This is a genomic window from Brevibacterium sp. FAM 27836, from assembly GCF_051351055.1.
Classification (GTDB): domain Bacteria; phylum Actinomycetota; class Actinomycetes; order Actinomycetales; family Brevibacteriaceae; genus Brevibacterium.
In genome coordinates, this window is record NZ_CP195711.1 from 2,888,562 (window position 1) to 2,906,341 (window position 17,780).

General features: G+C 66.2%; 14 protein-coding genes. 11 read left to right on the forward strand and 3 right to left on the reverse strand.

Annotated elements, in window-relative coordinates; genetic code table 11:
• Nucleotides 1-53: 53 nt before the first annotated feature.
• The 3 genes from ACSE4D_RS12935 (at nucleotide 54) to ACSE4D_RS12945 (ending at nucleotide 3,175) form a co-directional block, all read left to right on the forward strand.
• Nucleotides 54-830, forward strand: coding sequence for an ABC transporter ATP-binding protein (locus tag ACSE4D_RS12935; RefSeq protein ID WP_426937280.1), 777 nt, complete (start codon nucleotides 54-56; stop codon nucleotides 828-830).
• A complete protein-coding gene (locus ACSE4D_RS12940; RefSeq protein ID WP_436326074.1) occupies nucleotides 827-2,248 on the forward strand; it encodes an ABC transporter permease in 1,422 nt (473 codons plus the stop codon). Before ACSE4D_RS12935 ends, ACSE4D_RS12940 begins: the two co-directional genes overlap by 4 nt.
• A 258-nt stretch (nucleotides 2,249-2,506) precedes the next feature.
• Entirely contained in the window at nucleotides 2,507-3,175 is a 669-nt protein-coding gene (locus ACSE4D_RS12945) for a DUF1707 SHOCT-like domain-containing protein (protein ID WP_167854432.1), read from the forward strand.
• 37 nt (nucleotides 3,176-3,212) lie between these two features.
• On the opposite strand, the gene ACSE4D_RS12950 is transcribed toward ACSE4D_RS12945, so the two are convergent.
• Nucleotides 3,213-4,730 (reverse strand): class I adenylate-forming enzyme family protein, encoded by a 1,518-nt coding sequence (locus tag ACSE4D_RS12950; protein WP_425120248.1) that lies wholly within the window; start codon nucleotides 4,728-4,730, stop codon nucleotides 3,213-3,215.
• A 137-nt stretch (nucleotides 4,731-4,867) separates the two neighbouring features.
• On the opposite strand from ACSE4D_RS12950, the gene ACSE4D_RS12955 reads away from it, so the two are divergent.
• Nucleotides 4,868-5,485 (forward strand): TetR family transcriptional regulator, encoded by a 618-nt coding sequence (locus tag ACSE4D_RS12955; RefSeq protein WP_425120247.1) that lies wholly within the window; start codon nucleotides 4,868-4,870, stop codon nucleotides 5,483-5,485.
• Nucleotides 5,482-7,182, forward strand: coding sequence for an acyl-CoA dehydrogenase family protein (locus tag ACSE4D_RS12960; protein ID WP_436326075.1), 1,701 nt, complete (start codon nucleotides 5,482-5,484; stop codon nucleotides 7,180-7,182). The genes ACSE4D_RS12955 and ACSE4D_RS12960 overlap by 4 nt, the downstream gene beginning before the upstream one ends.
• 37 nt (nucleotides 7,183-7,219) lie before the next feature.
• Here the strand turns inward: ACSE4D_RS12960 and ACSE4D_RS12965 are convergent, their stop codons facing one another.
• Nucleotides 7,220-7,666: a hypothetical protein gene (locus tag ACSE4D_RS12965; protein ID WP_135540329.1), complete on the reverse strand. Its 447-nt coding sequence runs from the start codon at nucleotides 7,664-7,666 to the stop codon at nucleotides 7,220-7,222.
• Between the two features lie 150 nt (nucleotides 7,667-7,816).
• Between ACSE4D_RS12965 and ACSE4D_RS12970 the strand changes: the two genes are divergently transcribed.
• Entirely contained in the window at nucleotides 7,817-8,842 is a 1,026-nt protein-coding gene (locus ACSE4D_RS12970) for a pseudouridine synthase (protein WP_135540327.1), read from the forward strand.
• A gap of 18 nt (nucleotides 8,843-8,860) precedes the next feature.
• On the forward strand, nucleotides 8,861-9,523 hold the full coding sequence (locus ACSE4D_RS12975; protein ID WP_135540324.1) for a GntR family transcriptional regulator: 663 nt from the start codon (nucleotides 8,861-8,863) through the stop codon (nucleotides 9,521-9,523).
• A 4-nt stretch (nucleotides 9,524-9,527) separates the two neighbouring features.
• On the opposite strand, the gene ACSE4D_RS12980 is transcribed toward ACSE4D_RS12975, so the two are convergent.
• Nucleotides 9,528-9,836, reverse strand: coding sequence for a hypothetical protein (locus ACSE4D_RS12980; RefSeq protein WP_135540320.1), 309 nt, complete (start codon nucleotides 9,834-9,836; stop codon nucleotides 9,528-9,530).
• A gap of 156 nt (nucleotides 9,837-9,992) precedes the next feature.
• Between ACSE4D_RS12980 and guaB the strand changes: the two genes are divergently transcribed.
• The 4 genes from guaB (at nucleotide 9,993) to ACSE4D_RS13000 (ending at nucleotide 17,621) form a co-directional block, all read left to right on the forward strand.
• Nucleotides 9,993-11,519, forward strand: a complete 1,527-nt coding sequence (guaB, locus tag ACSE4D_RS12985) for an IMP dehydrogenase (RefSeq protein ID WP_135540318.1) — start codon at nucleotides 9,993-9,995, stop codon at nucleotides 11,517-11,519.
• A gap of 524 nt (nucleotides 11,520-12,043) precedes the next feature.
• Nucleotides 12,044-13,660 carry a pyridoxal phosphate-dependent decarboxylase family protein gene (locus ACSE4D_RS12990; RefSeq protein WP_426937288.1) on the forward strand — a complete coding sequence of 539 codons (1,617 nt, stop codon included), beginning with the start codon at nucleotides 12,044-12,046 and terminating at the stop codon, nucleotides 13,658-13,660.
• Nucleotides 13,657-15,072, forward strand: coding sequence for a lysine N(6)-hydroxylase/L-ornithine N(5)-oxygenase family protein (locus ACSE4D_RS12995; protein WP_135540314.1), 1,416 nt, complete (start codon nucleotides 13,657-13,659; stop codon nucleotides 15,070-15,072). Before ACSE4D_RS12990 ends, ACSE4D_RS12995 begins: the two co-directional genes overlap by 4 nt.
• The gene (locus ACSE4D_RS13000) at nucleotides 15,069-17,621 is read left to right on the forward strand and encodes a GNAT family N-acetyltransferase (protein WP_135540312.1); all 2,553 of its coding nucleotides are present in this window, start codon (nucleotides 15,069-15,071) and stop codon (nucleotides 17,619-17,621) included. The genes ACSE4D_RS12995 and ACSE4D_RS13000 overlap by 4 nt, the downstream gene beginning before the upstream one ends.
• Nucleotides 17,622-17,780 lie beyond the last annotated feature (159 nt).

Sequence of the window (17,780 nt, forward strand, 5' to 3'; positions counted from 1 at the left end):
CCGATGATCGTTAGTCTGGAGCAGACAGCCAGCACCGACGCTTGAGGGACACCATGACTACCGGCTTGCCGATGCCCATCGCCCGACTCCGCGAGGTCTCGAAGGTCTTCGACACCTCCGGCGCCGCGGTCACCGCACTCAACCGGGTCAGCCTCGACATCGCACCGGCGCGGCTCACCGCCGTGATGGGCCCCTCGGGATCCGGCAAGTCGACTCTCATGCACGTCCTCGCCGGGCTCGACCGTCCCACCTCGGGGACGGTCCACCTCGGCGAGCAGGAGATCACCGGTCTCGCCGACGATGAACTCACCGCCCTGCGCCGGCGCAGGATCGGGTTCGTCTTCCAAGCCTTCAACCTCGTGCCCACGCTCAGCGTCAAAGAGAACATCCGGCTGCCGTTCGAACTCGACGACCGGAAGCCGAACGCCGAAGAACGGGCCTGGATCTCCACCCTCGTCGCCCGCCTCGGGCTCGCCGACCGGCTCAAGCACCGACCGAACGAACTCTCCGGCGGTCAGCAGCAGCGCACCGCCATCGCCCGCGCGCTCGCGACCCGGCCCGACATCCTCTTCGCCGACGAACCGACCGGCAACCTCGACGCGAAGTCCGGTCGCGACGTCATGGCGATCATGTCCGAAGCCGTCAGGGACTTCGGCCAATCGATCGTGCTCGTCACCCACGACCCGATCGTCGCCGCCCACGCCGACCGCGTCATCTTCATCGCCGACGGCACCCCGGTGACAGAGCTGGGCGATGCCATCAGCGCCGAGGCGATCGCCGCGACCATGCTCGATATCGACGAACGCGCCGAATCTGCGGTGAGTCGATGAACCCGCTGCGTGAAATCCGGAGCAACCCGCGGCAGTTCTTTCCCAGCGTCCTCGTCGTCTTCATCGCCGCTCTCTTCGGCACCGCAATCATGCAGGGCATCGCGATCCTCACCGCGTGGCTGTCCTCGGCGAAGATCATCGCCGAATCCGAGACCGCGCAGAGTCTGCTGTCGATGGTCGGGTTCACCTTCTTCCTCATTGCCCTCTTCGTGTCTGCAATCGTCATCGCGAATACGTTCTCGATCATCATCGCCGGTCGCAGCCGCCAACTGGCCCTGCTGCGGCTCATCGGGGCGTCATCGAAACGGCTGCGCAGGGCCGCTTCGGTGGAGGGGCTGATCATCTCCGTTCCCGCCGCGTTGCTCGCCTTTGCCGCGTCGACCGGGCTGGCGACGGCGGCGCAGAACTACCTCGGCGACGCCAACACCGAGGAGGTCGCCCTCCTCGCCCCGACCATGGCGGTTCCCTCGCTCGCCACCATCGTGGTGACCTGGCTGTCGGCGTACCTGGGCGCGCGCCGCATCACGGGGATCTCACCGATCGAGGCGACCTCGCAGGCGGTTGAGAGCCGGCCCGAGGACGCCCGCGCCTCCCTCGGCGGACTCACCGCCTCGCTGGTTCTGCTGTCCATGGGGCTGACGTTCCTCGTCAACGCCGTGATCGGGGCCGCCGACCACCGGATCAGCCTGATGAGCGTGGTGCTGACCGCACTCGGATCAGGCCTGACCTTCCTCGGTGTCATCATCGGGCATCCGTGGATCCTGCCGCCCCTGCAGTCGGCGATCGGCTGGCTGTGCGGGCGCACCGCGGTGTCCCGGTTGGCCGCCTCGACGATCGCCCGCCACCCCACCCGGAATGCGCGCACGGTCATCGGTCTCGTCATCGGCATCACGCTCATCGTCATGTTCGCCACCGCCATGACCACCTTCCGCGTTCAGCTGGTGCGGTATGCGCGATCACTCGGCGAAGAGGGCTGGGGTGGCCTCGAGGACGCACTGGCCACCGTCATCGACAAGTTGATGCTGTTCGCGCTCGCCCTCATCCTCTTCTCCGTCATCATCGCCGTCATCGGCGTCGCGAACACGCTCATGCTCTCCGTGCGACAGCGCACTCAGGAGATCGGACTGCTCATGGCGCTCGGGCAGACCCCGAAGCGGGTGCGCCGCATGATCGCCGCCGAGGGTCTGCAGCTGAGCCTGACCGCGTGCGTGGTCGCCGTGCCGCTGGGCATCGGCTTCGGCTGGGTCGGTGCGCTGACACTGCTCTCACCCCTGCTCGGCCTCTTCGCCCCGAGTGTGCCCTGGGCGGTCGTCATCGCCGTCATCGCCGGCACCCTCTTCGCCGTGTTCGTCGCCAGCCGCGAACCTGCACGAGCGGCGACGTCGATCAGCCCCGTCCAGGCCCTCGAAGCCGTGTGAGACGCGTGGGCTGGGGGTGGGCCCCGCCGTCGGTCGGTCGGTTCTATACCGCGCATCGGTCGGTTCGCCGGTCGAGGGCTACGGAGACTGGCGTGGGCGCGAGCTCATGACGGCTCGGTCTGATCACGCCCGCCGCCACCGAAGCGTGGCGCGTGATTCTGCAGAAAGAGGTCAGTGCGCTTTGTGTGAGTACGGCAGCCGCAGAAGAAGGGGCGGAGGAACCGGTATTGTCGGGACTGCTGCGGAAGGAAGATGAAAGTGTCTGAAGACGATCGCCACCGTGACCACCCTGACCACCGTGACCGCGCCGTGCGCATCGGCGACGTCGAACGAGATGCTGCCATCGAGGTCTTGAGGACCGCCGCCGGCGAGGGAAGGATCACTGTCGAAGAACTCGACGACCGCATGGAACTCGTTGCAGTCGCGCGATTTCCCGCCGACCTTGATCGAATCCTCGCCGACATCGTCACCGAGCTGCCGTCGGAAAATTCGGGGACTGCGGTCAGCGGAACCCCGGACGGTTCGCGTATGGAAACACGCCCCGGTGAGTCCCCCGGCAGCCGAGAGATCCTGCGATCGCCGTGGACCGGCCTCACCAGACGCGGTCGCTGGCCGGTGAAGCCATATCTGCGCTGCGAGCCCGCAGGAGTGCTGCTCGAACTCAACTTCCTCGATGTGGTCACCGACCTGCAGACCATCGATATCGACGTCGCAGCCCGCACCGGCACACTCAAGCTCATCGTGCCCGACAGCTGGGGAGTCGACTCCACCGGGCTCGCTCGAAGCCCGATGGCCGTCATCACGTTCAAAGCCAATGAGTCCGCGCAGGAGGGGTACCCCACCATCCGGGTCCGCGGCAGCATCGGATCGGGAGTCTTCATCGCTCGGGGGCCGGGCTTCCGCCAACGACGCAGAATGACAAAGTGATTGATGTCCGCTGCCAGGGCTGATGCCCGGTCGGCCCTCAGCCGGCAGCCACCTGGCTGCGCAACTGGTGTTTGAGCAGTTTCCCCGAGGGGTTGCGGGGGAGCTCCTCGGTGATGATGACCTCCCGCGGAAGCTTGTAGCGGGCCAGCTTGTCGGACAGGAAGTCCCGCAGCTCCTCGACGTCGAAGGCCTCACCATCGGTGGTGGCGATGACGGCGACGACCTGCTCGCCCCACTGCGGATCAGGCTTGGCCACGACCGCGACATCGGCGACACGGTCATGGGCGATGACCGCCTCTTCGACCTCGAGGGAGAACACGTTCTCCCCGCCGACGATGATGACGTCCTTCGACCGGTCGACGATGTACAGGTAGCCGTCCTCGTCGAGGCGGGCGAGATCCCCGGTCTTGTACCACTCACCGTCGAAGGCCGCCTCGGTCGCCTGCGGATTGCCGAGGTACTCGCGCATCCGGGTGTCGCCGGCGAACCAGATCTCACCGGTGTCGCCCGGCCCCGCCTCGGCCCCGTCGGCTCTGACCACCCGCATCGCATTGCCGATCATCGCCGTCCTGCCCACGGAGCCGGCCTTGCGCAGCTGGTCCTCGGGGCCGAGCAGGCATCCGGTCGGACCCATCTCGGACATGCCGAACAGGTTGTAGAACTGGTTCGTGCCGTAGGTGTCGATGAGCATTCCCGCCGTCGACCGGTCGATCGGGGACCCTCCGTAGTTCCACCTGCGGATGGATGAGAAGTCATAGTCGGAGAAGTCGATGCCGAGCTTCTTCGCGGTCATGATCGGCGCGACATAGGCGACGGTGGGGCCGAAGAACGTCGTGATCCCCTCCTCGGCGATGATCTTCATCGAGTCCACCGGGTGGTAAGCCCGCTGCAGGACGACGGTGCCGCCGGTCTGGAGGGTCGGGACGAGGCTGATGTTCAGGGGTGCCGAATGCCAGATCGGCATGCAGATGAGGTAGCGGTCATCGGCTCGGTAGCCCATGTTGAGATTGATCAGCGTCGCCACCTGGGAGATGCTGCGGTGGGTGTGCACGCAGCCCTTCGGGGAGCTCGTCGTGCCCGAGGTGTAGAGGATCTGCGCGACCTGCTCATCGGTGAAGTCACCGGGCACGGCCTCCTCGGCGGCATCGAGTTGGGTGTCGAAGCTGCCCGGGGCGCTGGGCTCGGTCTCGAGCCAGGTGATGTCCGGGCCTCCGGCACGGGCTGTCTCGGCGAGTTCGGTGCTGACGATGCCGAGCTTCGCGCCCGAATGCTCGACCGTGTACTTGACCTCCGGGGCCTGGAACTTGTGATTGATCGGCACGACGGTGGCGCCGAGGTACCAGGCGCCGAACGCGGCGAAGACGAACCCGGGAACGTTGAACGTCATGATGCCAACGACGTCTCCGGGGCGGATTCCGTTGGCAGCGAGCACCTGAGCGGCCTTGAGCGCCCGGTGGCGCAGCTCGGTGTAGGTGAAGCGCTGATGCTCATAGGCCAGAGCCTCTTTGTCCGGATGACGCAGAACGGTGGTGTCGAGCATGGTTCCGAGCTTCATTGCTTCTCCCTGTGACGAGTGTCATACTTAAAACAATTGAACCACGATTCATTCCTTTGGGGAAGTGAGTGCTCGAGAGGGCGACACCGTCGGCGAACTTCGACGGTGTCGGTCGGTCTCGTCGAACCGAGGTGAGTATGGCCTATCGCGAAACGACGCGCACCCGCGCCAATGCGCAAGCGCGTCGGGCCGCTATCGAACGCGCCGCTCGGCATGTCATCGCCCGCGGGGGATTCGCCTCGGCGAGCGTGGCCGCTGTCGCCGGTGAGGCCGACTGCAGCGCCGGCTCGATCTACACGTACTTCACCAACCGCGAGGAGCTCCTGCGGCTCGTCTTCGCCCAGGCTGCCGGTCACGAACTGGCCGTCATCGAAGACACGGTGGCCGCGGCTTCCACCGTCGCCGAGGTCGCGGAGTCGACCGTCGAGGTCTTCGTCCGCCGCGCCGTCGCCGGGCGCCGGCTCGCCTACGCCCTGCTCCTCGAAGAGGTGCCTGAGCCGGTGCAGAGCGAACGACTTCGGCTGCGGCGAGGCTACGTCACCGCCATCGCCGCCGGACTCGAGCAGGCGCGCAGAGCCGAGACCGTTGCCGCGGCCATCCCCGCCGAGGTGGCTGCCCGGTCCATCGTCGGCAGCATCGGAGAGAACCTCGTCGACATTCTCGACCCGGCCTCCCCGAATCCCCGCCCCGAAGAGATCACGGCGCTCATCACCGCATTGACTGCCTTCACCCGATCCGCACTAGGAGAACCATGACCACCACCGCAGACCCCAGCCCAACCCGGGCCACCGCAGACCCCACCACGCCGCGGACGACGCATACTGTGTTCAACCAGGCGCCGCCTCGGCGAGACATCAACGAATTCACGCTCAACCGGGCCCTCGTCGATGCGCTCGCCCATTATGCGCCGAACGCTGCGACAGATGATCTCGAGCGCATCGGCGCGCTCGTCGGCAGCGCGGACTTCATCAACGATGCTCGCCTGGCCAACGTGCACGGACCCGCGCTGCACACCCACGACGACTGGGGCAACCGCATCGACGAGATCGAATTCCACCCCGCCTACCACCGGATCATCGGCGATGCCCTCGACGCGGAAGCCCACTCGTATGCGTGGACGCATCCCGGGCCGGGCGCCAACGTCGAACGAGCCGTGCGATTCATGCTCTTCTCCCAGATCGAACCCGGCCACGCCTGCCCGGTGTCGATGACGCATGCCGTCGTGCCGAGCCTGCGCGCCGATTCCGCCCTCGCCGAGTTCTGGGAACCGCGCGCGACAGCATCCGGCTACGACCCGCGCCGAATCGACCCGGCGACGAAATCCGCCGTGATCTTCGGGATGGCGATGACGGAGAAGCAGGGAGGATCGGACATCCGCGCGAACACCACCTATGCGGTGCCCTCCGGCGACCACCACCTCATCACAGGCCACAAATGGTTCTGCTCAGCCCCGCAATCCGACGCATTCCTCGTCATCGCCCAGTTGGATGAGGGCCCGAGCTGCTTCGTCGTGCCCCGCGTCCTGCCCGGGGGAGCGCTCAACACCGTGCGCATCCAAAGGCTCAAGGACAAGCTCGGCAACAAGTCCAATGCCTCGTCCGAAATCGAGTTCGACGCCACCGACGGATGGCTGCTCGGCGAGGCCGGCAAGGGCGTGCGCACGATCATCGAAATGGTGGCTCAGACCCGACTCGACTGCGTGCTCGGGTCGGCCGCGGGCATGCGCCAATGCGTCGCCGAGGCGGTCTGGCATGCTCGCGGACGCGCGGCCTTCGGTGCCACGCTCATCGACCAGCCGCTCATGCGCGCCGTCATCGCCGACCTCCAGCTCGAAGCCGAAGCGGCGACCTACACGGCGCTGCACCTGGCCGCCGCGTACGACGATGACAGCGCCGAGGCGGCTGACTTCCGCCGACTGGCGACGGCCGTCGGCAAATACTGGATCTGCAAACGCGGACCCGAACATGCCTATGAGTCTCTCGAGTGCCTCGGCGGCAACGGCTACACCGAGTCCTTCCCGCTGGCCCGCCGCTACCGGGAACAGCCGGTGATGGCGGTGTGGGAAGGCTCCGGCAACGTCATCGTCCTCGACGTGCTGCGCGCACTGGCCCGCGAACCGCGGAGCGCGAAGACCTTCCTCGGCTTCCTCGAAACCGGGCTCGGCAAGCACGCGGACTTCGATGCGGCCTATGAGTCGCTGGCCCGGTCGCTGCAGACCGCGGTGCAGGACCTTGAGAGCGGAGAGGCATCCGCCCAGGCGGCGCTGCAGGCGCGCGGCCGGGTGCTCGTGGAGAAGATGGCGCTGCTCATGCAGGCGGCGATCCTCTTCGAATCCGCTCCCGCCGAGGTGGCATCAAGCTTTGCGGCCGCCCGCCTCGGTGCCGAGCGGGGCCGCGAATACGGTGCTCTGCCGGACGGCGTCGACATCGACTTCCTCGTCGAGCGGGCATAAGCGCCGCAGGCTTCGTGTACGAGCGGTTCGGTCGGTCTCAGCTGCGACGGTGGGCGGAGACGCAGCGGCGACGATCGATGCGCATGACCCGACCCTGATAGCGGCGACGACGCTGAGTGCACTCCGAGGGACCGAGGAAGTTCGGTCGGGGAGTGCGGGTCACCGCATTCGGGGTGCGTCGGGTGTTGAACGTGTCCGACTCCGAGGTGCGATGCGCACCGAATTCGGACCGCTCGATGAAGGCTTTGAACTCTTCGACGAGCCGCTGCTGCATCTCGAAGACACTCTCCGTGTTTCCCGGATAGTCGAGGACGACTTCGACGGCCTCCCCGCAGACGACGACTCTGGCAATGACGATCCGATCGTCGTCCACGTCGTTCTCCAATGCGACACTCTCCCATTCGTCGTCGGCGAATATGCCGAGAACGACCGGAGTGACGACTCTATCCCTCAAGAACTTCTCCGTCAGTTCGGTGTGGTCCATGCCTCCCACCATAGGGGGTGTCCCGCGAAGAATCGGAAGCCGCCTCGGAGATTTGCGGGAATCGTCGGAAGAAGTGCGCGCCGCAGCCAAAGAATGCGGGTGCGACCGAGGCTGCAGTCGGGCCATCCTCCGAACGCCTAGACTGGGCCCATGCCCCGCAGTCCGCTTCCGCCTCGAGACGGCATCTCGGCGACCGCACTGCGCGCCCCGGGTGGGAAGGCCACCCACGCGAAGAATCACCTGCCCGTTCCCGACACGATCGGGCAGTGGCTCGAGACCGAATTCCCCGAGGCGGCCCCCGAATCCCGCCGCACCCTGCTGACCGATGGAGACATGCGCGACGAGGCGGGGCTGCCGGTGGGCTGGGACGACCCAGTCATCCCCGGCGGGTTCTACTTCTTCCACCGCCCGGTTCCGCCCGAAGAGCGAATCCCCTTCGAAGTCGGCACCGTCTTCGAGGACGAGGACCTCCTCGTCGTCGACAAACCCCACTTCCTCGCGAGCACCCCGAACGGACGCTTTGTCCGCGAGTGCGTCGTCACCCGCCTGCGCGTCGACCTCGACCAACCCGACCTCGTGGCCATCCACCGTCTTGACCGCATCACCGCCGGTCTCCTCGTCCTGTCCAAACGGCCGGAGACCCGCGGCCGCTACCAACGCCTGTTCCAAGATCGCACGGTGCGCAAGACCTACCGCGCCCTGGCCCCGGCACCGCCAGCGGAGTTGGAATTTCCTCTTGAGAGGAGATCCCGCCTGGTCAAGCCCGTCGGCGCCAGGCAGGTTCTCGAAACCGAGGGGGAGGCGAACGCACTCAGCCGCATCCGGCTGGTCCGAACCACTTGCTCACCGGACCTGCCTGCCCACGACCCGGAACCCCAACGGTCAACGGATAGTGCACGGCCGCCTCGGCGAGGGGAAGCGATCGCCGAGTACGAACTCGAGCCGTTCACGGGCAAGACCCACCAGCTGCGGGTGCACATGAACGCGCTCGGGCTGCCCATCCTCGGTGATCCGGTCTATCCGGTCGACCTCGCGCCGGACCCCTATGACTTCAGTTCACCGCTGCAGCTGCTGGCCGCGGAGCTCGCGTTCGCGGATCCGCTCACCGGGCGTCCACGTCATTTCACCACCGATCTCGAACTCGATCCCGCCGCATTCCGCTCCGAATCCGGCTGAACACGGTAGCCTGGTGCCATGAGTCCACATGCCCCCGGCTGCACTTCAGAGGCCATCGTCGCCCTTGTCCGGACCCGCATCACCAATGGCGAATACCCGGCCGGAAGCCCGGTCCGCGATGGTGCCCTGGCCAAGGAATTCAACGTTTCGCGCAACACCGCGCGCGAATCTCTGAGCCTGCTGCGCCACGCCGGACTGCTCACCCAGGAGCCCAACCGCGGATTCTTCGTCTCCACCTTCGGCATCGACGAGCTCAAAGACCTCTACCGTGCCCGCCGAGTCTTCGAGATCCGTGCCGTCCAGGAATCCCAGGACGCCACCGATGAGGCGATGGCCGCCGTCGAAGCCTCCGTCATCCGCGCCGAGACCGCGCCGAAGAACGAGACCTGGGCCGATGCACAAGAGCATTCGGCCTCGTTTCACCGCGCGATCGTCGGCCTGCTCGGATCCCCGCTGCTCGACGAGTTCTACCTCAACCTCATGGCCCGGCTGTCGACGACGTTCTCGCGCTCGCCGGAGCCGGGGAAGTACCACTCACACTGGGCCAACCCGCACCGCGATATCTTCGAGAAGATGAAGTCCGGAGACCGGCAGGGTGCCGAAGGGCTGCTGCGCATCCACCTCGACGACTCCGAAGCCTCGACGCTCGACCTCGCACGGTCCGTGGGCGAGGGGCGCTAGTGCATCAGCGCGCCTCGACGGTGATGCCGTACTGGGCGACCTCATCTGCCAGACGTCGCTTCGCTTCGGCCTCGGCCAGTTCCCACACTCGCATATTCTCGTTCGTGTCCCACCCTGTTGCTGTCGGAGTCGTCCAGCAGCTGGTGTCATGGCGCTCCCAGAAGTCATAGAGCGCCCGGAGGTCCAGAATCAGCTCATCTGAGAGATCGAGGTCAGACGGCTCGAGGCACAGTTCGTCATGCAGCACATCGCCCCACAGCGGCCAGCGGTGTCCGTGGTCGGGAAACATGCGGATCTCACGAGTCTTGATCATGACTCCAGGCTACAGAGGCGTTGGCCGGTGAGCGCGGACAACCGCTGCCGGTCGTGTAGTCAGTCTCACAGTGCTCGGTGTTTGCACCCGTGGCGGGCACCTGTCGGGCTCCGATACCATTGAGCCACCGTATCTTCGCGTCGAAAGGCTGTCTTCATGGGAAATCCTGAGCAGGAATCACAGGCCGCAAACGATCCGTTCTCCCTCACGGGACTCACCTACGACGATGTCCTCCTCCTGCCAGGCGACACCGATGTCATCCCCTCAGAAGCCTCCACCGCCACCCGGCTGACCAAGGAGATCGAGCTCAACATCCCGCTCGTCTCCGCGGCCATGGACACCGTGACCGAATCCCGTATGGCCATCGCCATGGCCCGCATCGGCGGACTGGGCATCATCCACCGCAACCTCTCGGCCGAGGATCAGGCCAAGCAGGTCGACTACGTCAAGCGCTCCGAATCGGGCATGATCAACGACCCGCTGACGATCACCGCGGACAAGACTCTGGAAGAGCTCGACGAGATCTGCGGCCGCTACCGCATCTCCGGCCTGCCCGTCGTCGATGAGAACAACGTGCTCGTCGGCATCGTGACCAACCGCGACCTGCGCTTCGTCACCCGCAGCGAATTCCCCACCCGCACCGTCGCCGAGACGATGACGAAGATGCCGCTGGTCACCGCACCCGTCGGCGTCTCCGCCGAGAAGGCCTTCGAACTGCTGGCCGAGCACAAGGTCGAGAAGCTGCCCTTGGTCGATGACGACAATGTCATCCAGGGCCTCATCACCGTCAAGGACTTCGTCAAGACCGAGGAATACCCGCTGGCCACGAAGGACGACGAAGGTCGCCTGCGCGTGGGTGCCGCCGTCGGGTTCTACGGCGACGCCTACGAGCGCGCCGGAATGCTCGCCGAGGCGGGAGTCGACGTTCTCGTCGTCGACACCGCGAACGGTCACGCCCGGGGTGTCACGGACATGATCAAGACGATCAAGTCCGATCCGGCCTTCGCAAACGTCCAGATCATCGGCGGAAATGTCGCCACGAAGGACGGCGCGCAGGCACTCATCGATGCCGGTGTCGACGCCGTCAAGGTCGGAGTCGGACCCGGCTCGATCTGCACCACCCGTGTCGTCGCCGGAGTCGGCGTCCCACAGGTCACCGCCATCCACATGGCAGCCCAGGCCGCTCGCGCCGCAGGTGTCCCGGTCATCGGCGACGGCGGACTCCAGTACTCCGGAGACATCGGCAAGGCTATGGTCGCCGGCGCCGACACCGTCATGCTCGGATCCCTGCTGGCCGGCTGCAACGAGTCGCCCGGCGAGCTCATCTTCATCAACGGCAAGCAGTACAAGGCTTACCGCGGCATGGGGTCGCTGGGCGCGATGGCTCCGCGCCACGGCAAGTCGTACTCGAAAGACCGCTACTTCCAGGCCGATATCGCCACCGACACCGACCTCATCCCCGAGGGCATCGAGGGCCGTGTCGCCTACCGCGGACTGCTCAAGCAGGTCGCCCACCAGCTCACCGGAGGCCTGCGCCAGACGATGTTCTACGTCGGTGCACGCACCATCGACGAGCTCAAGTCCAAGGGCAAGTTCGTCCGGCTGACCACTGCGGGCCTGAAGGAAAGCCACCCGCACGACATTCAGATGACCGTGGAGGCCCCGAACTACGTCGTGAAGTGACGTAGGCAGGCACCTCTGACGGAGGGGTCTCTGGTCGATGAGAAGCCGCAGCTTCCGCGTTTGCGCGGAGGCTGCGGCTTCTTGGGTGTGCGGTCGCGAGCGGCAAATCTAGGTCAGCATCGGATGCTTTCCGGCGACAGGAGTATCCGATAGCGACCTATTTTTGGTGGGCAGCGGGTCGCGAGTCGAATCTCGGACGATCCGGGCGGGATTCTGTGCTGAGACTCCCCGCGAGGCGTCCGGAACTCAGGAGCTGCATCCGCCTCGAATGTCTCACAATGCTGGACGAAACGCGCAGGTGTGACAGACACCACGCTGTGACTTTTGGTCCCCATGCACCCGTAGTGCGGACGGGTTCCTTGCCGCGTGAATTCAGGGGAGGGTGCCCTCATGCGAGATGGGCAAGCGACGCCCGTAGTTGTCATCCCAGGTCACAGGCTCTTCGGAAACGCAGACAGTTAGGGTAGGTTTCCCTAATGCGAGCCGTGATCCGCTGTTCGTACATCGAAGGAGGAAACCTCACAGTGACGACTTCTCTGCTCTCCGAGACCGAATCGGCACCCGCCGCAGCACCCCTTCATACCCCCGACAATCCCCGCACCGACGCCCTGCTCGGTGCCCACAGTGCAGACGAGTACTCAGCTCTCATGCACAGCGTCATCGACGCACTCGGCGAACGATTCCGCACCACGGCCAGGGCAGTCTCGGCGAAAGATCGATCGGGGCTGCAGGCCGCCGTCGACGCCGTCGACCTCGACACGGCCGGAGTCGGCAACGCCGAGGCGCTGCGCGAAGCCGACGCGCTCTATGCCGACAACGCCGTGTGGTTCCACCACCCCAGCTACGTCGCCCACCTCAACTGCCCGGTCGCAGTGCCCGCCGTCGCCGCCGAAGCGATGCTCGCGGCCATCAACACCTCGGTCGACACCTACGACCAGTCCGAGGTCGCGACCCTCATGGAGCGGCGCCTCATCGACTGGACCTGCGGCCACCTCGGGTTCGCCGACGGTGACGGAATCTTCACCTCCGGAGGTACCCAATCGAACCTCCACGCGCTGTTCCTCGCCCGCGAAAACGTCCTAACCGGACTGACCGCTCACGCCGACGAATCCGACCGCGGCGGATCCGATGACGCCGAAACCCGCCGAGGCGGCTCCTCCCCGTCGACCCGCCTGGAACTGCTCTCCCGTCTGCGGATCCTCGCCACCGACCAGGCTCACTTCTCCGTCTCCCGCGCAGCCTTCCTCCTCGGACTCGACGCCGAGGCGGTCGTCACCGTCCCGACCGACGCGACCGGGCGCATGGACGCCGAAGCGCTGAATGCGAGCCTGCTGTCGATCGACGCGAACGACGCGACCCCGATGGCCGTCGTCGCCACCGCAGGCACCACCGACCTCGGCGTCATCGACCCCCTGAAGTCCATCGCCGAGGTGTGCGAATCGGCGAACGTGTGGCTGCACGTCGACGCCGCATACGGCGGCGGCCTGCTCTGGGCCCCGCGCCGAGCACACCTGCTCGAGGGAATCGGCAGGGCCGCCTCGGTGACCATCGATTTCCACAAGACGTTCTTCCAGCCGGTGTCGTCCTCGGCGCTGCTGGTCAGGGATGCGGCCCTGTTCGCGCCGACGATCCACCACCACGACTACCTCAATCCCGAAGCCGAAGCACAGGCCGACGATGCGGAACCGAATCAGGTCGACAAGTCTCTGCAGACCACCCGCCGCTTCGATGCGCTCAAGCTCTGGACGACGCTGCGTGCCCGCGGAGCAGACGAGATCGGGACGATGATCGACACCGTCTGCGACCTCGCGACCGAAGTCCGGCAGCTGCTCGAGGCTCAAGCCGATTTCGAGGTGCTCGGCGACTCCGACCTGTCCACCGTGCTCTTCCGCTTCACCCCGTACACCGCGGACCAGCACACGGCCGACGAACTCGTCCCGCTCTTCCGCCGCGTCCTCTTCCGCTCCGGCCGTGCCGCCGTCGCCCGCACGACGATCGACGGCAGACCCTGGCTCAAAGTCACCCTGCTCAACCCCGACACCAGCATCGATGACATTACCGCGGTCCTCGACCTCGTCCGCGCCACCGGGCACGGAATCCTCGCCGGACGGCACATCACCACCGAAGGAGGCGCAGCATGAGTGCACAGTCCCAGGACATCCACGACACCCACAGGATCTACGACATCCTCGGCGTCGGCATCGGGCCCTTCGGACTCGGACTCGCCGCACTGGCCGAACCGCTCGACGACGTCGACGCGGTGTTCGTCGACCAACGGCCCGAGTTCCGCTGGCACCCGGGCATGATGATCGAAGGCTCGACCATCCAGGTGCCGTTCCTCGCCGACCTCGTCACCATGGCCGACCCGACCTCGCCGTACTCGTTCCTCAACTTCCTCAAGGAGCGCCGGCGGCTCTACCCCTTCTACATCCGCGAATCCTTCTACCCCCTGCGGGCCGAGTTCGACGAATACTGCCGCTGGGTCGCCGCCCAGCTGGATTCGCTGCAGTGGAACCGCCGCGTTGTGTCCGTGACCAGGGAGGATGGTGTGTTCACCGCCCTCGCCGAGATGACCGACGACTCCGGTGAGATCGTGACGACCGAAACCTACCGCGCCCGGCACCTCGTGCTCGGGGTGGGCACCCAGCCGGTGCTGCCGCCGGCCCTGCGGGGACTGGCGGAAGAGGACGATTTCGCATCGACCGGGCCCCTCATCCACACCGCCGAGTACCTCGACAACCGAGAGGCGCTGCTTCAATCGGGTGCCATCACGATCGTCGGCAGCGGACAGTCGGCCGCCGAGATCTACCGCGACCTCATCGACGACGCCGAGAACCGCGGGGTGCGACTGGACTGGGTGACCCGCTCACCGAGGTTCTTCCCCATGGAGTACACGAAGCTCACTCTCGAGATGACCTCCCCGGAATACACCGACCACTTCCGCGCCCTGCCCGATGAGCTGCGTGAACGCGTCGGTCGAGAGCAGCGCACCCTGTACAAGGGCATCTCGGCCGACCTCGTCGACGACATCCACGACACCCTCTATCGGCTCAGCCGCGGAGGACGCGAACTGCTCACGAACCTCATCTGCGAAGCCGAACTCGAAACCGCTGAGATCGACCCGATGAGCGGAGAATACCTCCTCGGTTTCCGGAATACGGCACTGGACAAGACCTTCACCCGACGATCCCGTGCAGTGATTGCGGCCACTGGATACAAATCGCAGGTGCCGGGCTTCCTGACACCGCTCGGGGCAGAGGTGCGGCTGGACTCGCGGGGCCGCCTCGACGTCAGCCGCCACTACACGATCAACGACGAGGGCACCATCCACGTCGTAGGCGGCGAAGAGCACACCCACGGAGTCACCGCCCCCGACCTCGGGTTCGGGCCATGGCGGGCCTCGGTGGTGCTGGCCGCGGTCACCGGTCGAGAACCCTATCTGATCGAGAACCGCATCGCCTTCCAGACCTTCGGGGTACCCGCGGACGAATCCGATGCCGTGCCCGCTGCCGCTTTCGCCTTCGACGACTCCAAGGAGATGTCACACGCATGACCATCGAACTCATCACTGCCCCGACCCCGACCGCCGAGGACGCGACCACGACCGCAGATGCGGCCTCGACTGCGACCGCCGAGGATGCGACCGCGACCGAGGACTCGACCGTGAAGCTCACGGCCGCCTCGGCGAGGGTGACCATCCGAGCGCTCGACGTCGACCGGGACACCGCGCAGCTCTGCGAATGGCTCACTCATCCGCGTGCCCAGTACTGGATGATGACCGACCTCGACGAGGCAGGAGTCCGGGCCTACCTGGAAGGAATCCGCGACTCCGCGGAGGACAACGGCTGGGTCGGCTCCGTCGACGGCAGCGACTGCTTCTACATCGAGACCTACGCCCCGGACAGCCTCATCCCGCAGAAGGTCCTGGCCACCGGGCCCGGTGATATCGGGATGCACCTGCTCGTCGCACCACCGGCAGGATCGGCCGTGCACGGACTCACCGACCGCATCATGGCCGAGGTCATCGACTTCTGCCTGCGCCCGGTCGATGCCGGCGGACGCGGTGGCACCCGCGTGGTCGTCGAACCCGATGCACGGAACGCCGCGATCATCGAGAAGAACCGGGCCGCCGGATTCACCCCGGTGACCGAGGCGACGATCATGATGGGCGAGATCGAGAAACGAGCCCTCGTGAGTGCGTGCACCCGCGCCGACTTCGACGCCAGTGCGCTCGCCCCGCTCGTCGGCGAACACTCGGGCGCGCATGCCGGTCGGAATCTCGGAGAATCCCCTCGGGACCGGGGCGATGAGACGGCACCGACTGCCTACGCCCACCTCAACGCCGACGCGTTCTCCGTCGTGCAGCGCCACCTCGTCGCCAAAGCCCTGTCCGAATTCGCTCACGAACGACTCATCACCCCCGTACAGATCGAAGAGGTGCGGGGCGAAGAGGATCGCCGGTGGGAACTGAACATCGACGGGGCCGCACGCTACACCTTCACCGCCCGCGTGCTCCCGCTCGAACACTGGGCCATCGACGCAGACAGCATCAGCCGGTGGCACGGCGAGACCGAGGTTCCGCTCGACGCGCAGGAACTCGTCGTCGAACTCCAGGACGCACTCTCCATCCCCGAGGACCTCATCTCGACCTACCTCGAAGAACTCGCCTCGACCCTGGCCGGGGCCGCCTACAAGCTCGAGGACGCCCGGGCCGGACGTCGGCCCAATGCCCGTGCCCTCGTCGATTCGGACTTCCAGACCACCGAGGCGGCCATGACCGAAGGTCACCCCGGATTCCTTGCGAACAACGGTCGCATCGGCTTCGGACTCAGCGACTTCCGGAAGTGGGCGCCGGAGAACGGGGAACTCAACCACATCGAATGGGTGGCCGTGAGACGCGATCACAGCCACCTCTCCCTCGGTGAAGGACTCGACGAGGCGGGCCACCTCGGCGAGGCGCTCAGCGAGACCGAACGGGAACGCTTCGACTCCCGCATCCGGGCGACCGGGCAGGATCCGGCGGACTTCCACCTCATGCCGATCCACCCCTGGCAGGCCGATCACCGGCTGGCGATCACCTTCGCCGCGGACATCGCCCGCGGAGACCTGCTGCCGCTCGGCGACGGTGACGATGAGCACCAGGCACAGCAGTCCCTGCGGACCTTCTTCAACCATTCGCGCGCCGACGCCCCGTATGTGAAAGTCGCGCTCGCCGTACAGAACATGGGGTTCCTGCGCGGACTGTCGCCGAAGTACATGCGTGACACCCCGGCCATCAATGACTGGGTCGCCACCCTCATCGGCTCCGACGACACCTTCGCGAAGACCGGATTCCGAGTGTTGCGGGAACGCGCCGCGCTCGGCTACACGGGGGACGTCTACCACCAGACGAAGGAGACGAACCCGCACCGGAAGATGCTCGCCGCTCTCTGGCGAGAGAACCCCGTCGCCCAGATCGCCCCGGGCCAGAAGCTCATCACCATGGCCGCTCTGCTCCACCGCGACCACGAGGGCCGTTCCTTCGCCGGCGAGCTCATCCGCGCCTCGGGGCAGGAGCCCGCCGACTGGGTGCGCAGCTACCTGCGGGCGTACCTGTATCCGCTCGTCCATGCACTGCTCGCTCACGACCTCGTCTTCATGCCGCACGGGGAGAATCTCATCCTCGTCCTCGACGAGCACACGGTCACCGGGGCGTTCATGAAGGACATCGGCGAGGAGGTCGCCGTGCTCGGCCACCGAGAACTGCCCGCCGATGTCGAACGCATTCGCGCCCTCGTGCCCGGGGAGGAGAAGGCGCTGTCGGTGTTCACCGACATGTTCGACGGAGTCCTGCGCCACCTGTCGGGGATCCTCGACACCGACGGTCTGCTCAGTGCCGAACGGTTCTGGACGGTGGTCGCCGAGGTGCTCGACGGCTACGAATCCGATCACCCGGAGCATGCCCGCGGGGTCAGCGGGGACGTCGATCTGCGTGCTGAACGCTTCGCCCACTCCTGCCTCAACCGCCTGCAGCTGCGGAACACGAAGCTGATGGTCGACATCGGCAACCAAGCCGAATCCCTGCTCTACGCCGGCACCATGCCCAACCCTGTGGCACGCTGAGCAGGACGACCACCAAGCTCGCCGAGGTGGGGCACCGTGACCGGGCCCGCCTCGGCGAGTCTTTGCCTTTGAAAACAGTCTGAGAAGCCAGCCATTGACCCAACTGGTCGTGATCACGGCTCGGCGCACCACGCTCAATTGCCTGCTCACATCTTCGTA

Coding starts and splice junctions, on each gene's coding strand:
- ACSE4D_RS12935 (WP_426937280.1), top strand. CDS start 54: ATGACTACCGGCTTGCCGATGCCCATCGCCCGACTCCGCGAGGTCTCG.
- ACSE4D_RS12980 (WP_135540320.1), bottom strand. CDS start 9,836: ATGATCAAGACTCGTGAGATCCGCATGTTTCCCGACCACGGACACCGC.
- ACSE4D_RS13000 (WP_135540312.1), top strand. CDS start 15,069: ATGACCATCGAACTCATCACTGCCCCGACCCCGACCGCCGAGGACGCG.
- ACSE4D_RS12995 (WP_135540314.1), top strand. CDS start 13,657: ATGAGTGCACAGTCCCAGGACATCCACGACACCCACAGGATCTACGAC.
- ACSE4D_RS12960 (WP_436326075.1), top strand. CDS start 5,482: ATGACCACCACCGCAGACCCCAGCCCAACCCGGGCCACCGCAGACCCC.
- guaB (WP_135540318.1), top strand. CDS start 9,993: ATGGGAAATCCTGAGCAGGAATCACAGGCCGCAAACGATCCGTTCTCC.
- ACSE4D_RS12970 (WP_135540327.1), top strand. CDS start 7,817: ATGCCCCGCAGTCCGCTTCCGCCTCGAGACGGCATCTCGGCGACCGCA.
- ACSE4D_RS12940 (WP_436326074.1), top strand. CDS start 827: ATGAACCCGCTGCGTGAAATCCGGAGCAACCCGCGGCAGTTCTTTCCC.
- ACSE4D_RS12955 (WP_425120247.1), top strand. CDS start 4,868: ATGGCCTATCGCGAAACGACGCGCACCCGCGCCAATGCGCAAGCGCGT.
- ACSE4D_RS12965 (WP_135540329.1), bottom strand. CDS start 7,666: ATGGACCACACCGAACTGACGGAGAAGTTCTTGAGGGATAGAGTCGTC.
- ACSE4D_RS12950 (WP_425120248.1), bottom strand. CDS start 4,730: ATGAAGCTCGGAACCATGCTCGACACCACCGTTCTGCGTCATCCGGAC.
- ACSE4D_RS12975 (WP_135540324.1), top strand. CDS start 8,861: ATGAGTCCACATGCCCCCGGCTGCACTTCAGAGGCCATCGTCGCCCTT.